Source organism: Mycobacterium sp., assembly GCF_046095365.1.
GTDB lineage: Bacteria > Actinomycetota > Actinomycetes > Mycobacteriales > Mycobacteriaceae > Mycobacterium.
Genome location: NZ_JBJTJF010000068.1, coordinates 1 through 3481 on the forward strand (window position 1 = coordinate 1; position 3481 = coordinate 3481).

Below are 3481 nucleotides of genomic sequence, written 5' to 3' on the forward strand. Positions count from 1 at the left end.
TCGACTTGCATGTGTTAAGCACGCCGCCAGCGTTCGTCCTGAGCCAGAATCAAACTCTCCAAACAAAAACCCCTCGCAAAAACGAGGCGGAATCCGAATCAGAAAAATCTGACCAAGCACCAGAAAAAATCTGGCAAAAAAAGCCAAGCCCCGGCACGGGGGTACCAGAACCCGACAAAACAAAAAACAACAAACAAAAACCACCAAACACACTATTGAGTTCTCAAACAACACACCCGCTGAGCGTCCGCCCACAGGGCAACCCTGCCAGCGTACTTCGGCGTCATGACAGGGTCAAATCGGGGGGTTTGTCCCACCGATCCCCGGTGCCCCGGAGCGTCCAGGGAGTGTCAACACCTCAGAGAGCGCGTTCTATTTCCGCCCCGAGGCTCTGCAGGTTCTCCACGAAAAGCGGGTAGCCGCGGTCGATGTGGAACACGTCGTGGACCTCGGTCTCCCCGTCGGCGACCAGTCCGGCCAGCACCAGGCCGGCGCCGGCACGGATGTCGGATGACCAGACCGGGGCGCTGGACAGCTGCGGGATGCCACGCACCACCGCGTGGTGCCCGTCGGTGCGGGCGTCGGCGCCCAGTCGGATCATCTCCTCGACGAACCGGAATCTGGCCTCGAAGACGTTCTCGGTGATCATCGAGGTGCCGTCGGCGATCGACGCCATCGCGATGGCCATCGGCTGCAGGTCGGTCGGGAAGCCGGGGAACGGCAGGGTGGCGATGTTGCAGGCCTTGGGCCGCTCGTACTGGGTGACCCGGAAGCCGTCGTCGGTCTGGGTGACGGTGGCGCCGGCATCGTGCAGCTTGTGCAGCACCAGCTGAAGGTGGGCCGGGTCGACACCGGTGACCGATATGTCCCCGCGCGTCATGGTCGCGGCGATCCCCCAGGTGGCCGCGACGATCCGGTCGCCGATCACCCGGTGCTCGGTGGGGTGCAGCTTCGGGACACCGGTGATCGTCAGGGTCGAGGTTCCCGCGCCCTGGATCGCCGCACCCATCTGGTTGAGCATCTCGCACAGGTCCACCACGTCGGGTTCGCGCGCGGCGTTGTGGATGGTGGTCACGCCCTCGGCGACGACCGCGGCCATCAGGATGTTCTCCGTCGCCCCGACCGAGGGGAACTCGAGCTGGATCTCAGCGCCCCGCAGACGGTCGGCGGAGGCGACGACGCACCCGTGTTCGATGGTGCACTCCGCGCCCAGCTGGCGCAGGCCCGACTGGTGCATGTCCAACGGGCGGGAGCCGATGGCGTCGCCGCCCGGCAACGCGACCCGCGCACGCTTGCAGCGGCCGACGAGCGGGCCGAGCACGCACACCGACGCGCGGAACTGCCGCACCGCGGCGAAGTCGGCCTCGTACTTCGGCTCGTCGGGCGAGGTGATGCGGACCACCGAGCCGTCCAGTTCGACGTTGGCGCCCAGGCCGCGAAGCACCTCGGCCATCAGCGGGACGTCGAGGATGTCCGGACAGTTGGTGATGGTGGTGGTGCCCTCGGCCAGCAGGCTGGCCGCCATGAGCTTGAGCACGCTGTTCTTGGCGCCGGTGACGGCGACTTCGCCAGCCAACCGGTTACCGCCGGTCACCAGGAAACGCTCACCCACGAGGAGTCAGTTTAGAGCAGTCGCCGGCCCGTTCCGGGCCCGCGGGCCGGTACCGTTCTACTCATGGCAGTGCATCTGACCCGCATCTATACCAAGACCGGCGACGACGGGACGTCGAGTCTCAGCGATTTCTCGCGGGTGGAGAAGAGCGATCCCCGGTTGATCGCCTACGCCGACTGCGACGAGGCCAACGCCGCCATCGGCGTGGCGGTCGCCCTCGGCCGTCCCGATGAGCCGCTGCGCACGGTGCTGACCTGGGTCCAGAACGACCTGTTCGACGCGGGCGCCGACCTGTCCACGCCGATAGTGGCCGAGCCCGCACACCCGCCGCTGCGGATCACCGAGCCCTACATCGAGCGACTGGAGAAGTGGTGTGACGAGTTCAACGAGCAGCTGCCGGAACTGAATTCGTTCATCCTGCCGGGCGGCAGCGCACTGTCCGCGCTGCTGCACGTCGCACGGACGGTGACACGCCGCGCCGAGCGGTCGGCGTGGATCGCGGTCAAGGCGCACCCGCAGACGGTCAGCCCGCTGCCCGCGCGCTACCTCAACCGGCTCTCGGACCTGCTGTTCATCCTGTCCCGGGCGGCCAACCCGGACGGCGAGGTGCTGTGGAAGCCGGGCGGACCGGACCGCAAGAAGCCGGACTGAACGGCGAGGGTCAGACCCCGGGCCGGCCCGACCTGGGCGACGGCCGTGACTCGACCCAGGACTGGAACGCCGTCAGCGCGCCCCGGTCCAGGGCCATCTCGTAACCCCGGGTCTGACCGCCGCTGAGATCCTGCAACTCCAGCACCACGATCTCGTCGGTCATGATGTCGGCCTCGTCGCCCTGCGGGGCCCGGCGGGAGATGATCTCCAGGCCGCGCCGGCTGAGCCGGCGGTCCGGCCACAACCGGAGGCTGGACAGCCGGTAGAACCCGGCTTCGTCACCGTGGTAGCGGATGACCCCGTGCCGCCAGCCGTGACCGCCGACGGCCGGGGTGTCCCGCAGGATCCCGGGTGTCCCGCCCCGCCCCAACTTCCATAGCCGAAAGCTCAGTGCAACGACGACGATCAACAGCAGGCCGACCAGCGCGACCATGATGACCATCGACGCGCTCACCGGACGTCAGTCGATTTGGCCGAGCGCTCGCGGCCGTCTGCGGATCGTCGGATGCCGCGTCGGCCTTGGCCGCGTCGGCGTCGATCTCGGAGGCGAACTCGGCCGACTCGGCCAGCACCGTCACTCCGGCTTCGGTCACCGTCAGGAATCCGCCGTCGACGGCGACGCGCAGGTCCTCCTCGCCCTCACGCTCCACCCGCACCATCGCGTCGTCGACGAGCTGTGCCACCAGCGGGATGTGATTGGGCAGGATGCCTATCTCGCCGGAGGTGGTGCGGGTGAACAGGAACGTCGCCTTGCCCGACCAGATCTCGCGTTCGACGGCGACGATTGCGACGTCCAATTCGGCCATGTCAGGGCACCTTTCGCGTGATCACCGCGATCACAGAGTGACGCCGAAGGTCTGCGCCTTCTTCGCCAGGTCGTCCAGGCCGCCGATCAGGAAGAAGGCCTGCTCGGGAACGTGGTCGAAGTCGCCCTTGGCGAGCTTGTCGAACGCCTCGACGGTCTCCTTGACCGGAACCGTGGAGCCCGGCTGGCCGGTGAACTGCTCGGCGGCCATCATGTTCTGGCTCAGGAAGCGCTCGATGCGCCGTGCGCGGCCGACCAACTGCTTGTCCTCTTCGGCAAGCTCGTCGATGCCCAGGATGGCGATGATGTCCTGCAGGTCACGGTAGCGCTGCAGGACGCGCTGCACCTCGCGCGCCACCTCGTAGTGCTCCGGGCCCACGATGAGCGGGTCAAGCACGCGCGACGTCGAGGTC

At 67.4% G+C, this 3481-nt stretch carries 4 protein-coding genes, 1 rRNA gene and 1 pseudogene; 1 reads left to right on the top strand and 5 read right to left on the bottom strand.

Annotation, left to right across the window (positions count from 1 at the left end):
- Both ACKOQ4_RS05220 and murA read right to left on the bottom strand, forming a co-directional pair.
- Positions 1-65: ribosomal RNA gene (locus tag ACKOQ4_RS05220) — 16S ribosomal RNA — on the bottom strand; the annotation flags it as partial.
- Between the two features lie 293 nt (positions 66-358).
- Positions 359-1612, bottom strand: a complete 1254-nt coding sequence (murA, locus tag ACKOQ4_RS05225; RefSeq protein ID WP_526289525.1) for a UDP-N-acetylglucosamine 1-carboxyvinyltransferase — start codon at positions 1610-1612, stop codon at positions 359-361.
- Positions 1613-1675: 63 nt separating this feature from the next.
- On the opposite strand from murA, the gene ACKOQ4_RS05230 reads away from it, so the two are divergent.
- On the top strand, positions 1676-2263 hold the full coding sequence (locus ACKOQ4_RS05230) for a cob(I)yrinic acid a,c-diamide adenosyltransferase (protein ID WP_526289527.1): 588 nt from the start codon (positions 1676-1678) through the stop codon (positions 2261-2263).
- A gap of 10 nt (positions 2264-2273) precedes the next feature.
- On the opposite strand, the gene ACKOQ4_RS05235 is transcribed toward ACKOQ4_RS05230, so the two are convergent.
- The 3 genes and pseudogenes from ACKOQ4_RS05235 to ACKOQ4_RS05245 form a co-directional block, all read right to left on the bottom strand.
- Positions 2274-2717: a DUF2550 family protein gene (locus ACKOQ4_RS05235; protein ID WP_526289529.1), complete on the bottom strand. Its 444-nt coding sequence runs from the start codon at positions 2715-2717 to the stop codon at positions 2274-2276.
- Positions 2718-2736: 19 nt separating this feature from the next.
- Positions 2737-3069: pseudogene (locus tag ACKOQ4_RS05240) on the bottom strand (F0F1 ATP synthase subunit epsilon); the annotation flags it as partial.
- Positions 3070-3099: 30 nt separating this feature from the next.
- Positions 3100-3481 (bottom strand): ATP synthase beta subunit C-terminal domain-containing protein (locus ACKOQ4_RS05245; protein WP_526289531.1); only part of this gene is annotated, 382 nt, incomplete at its 5' end.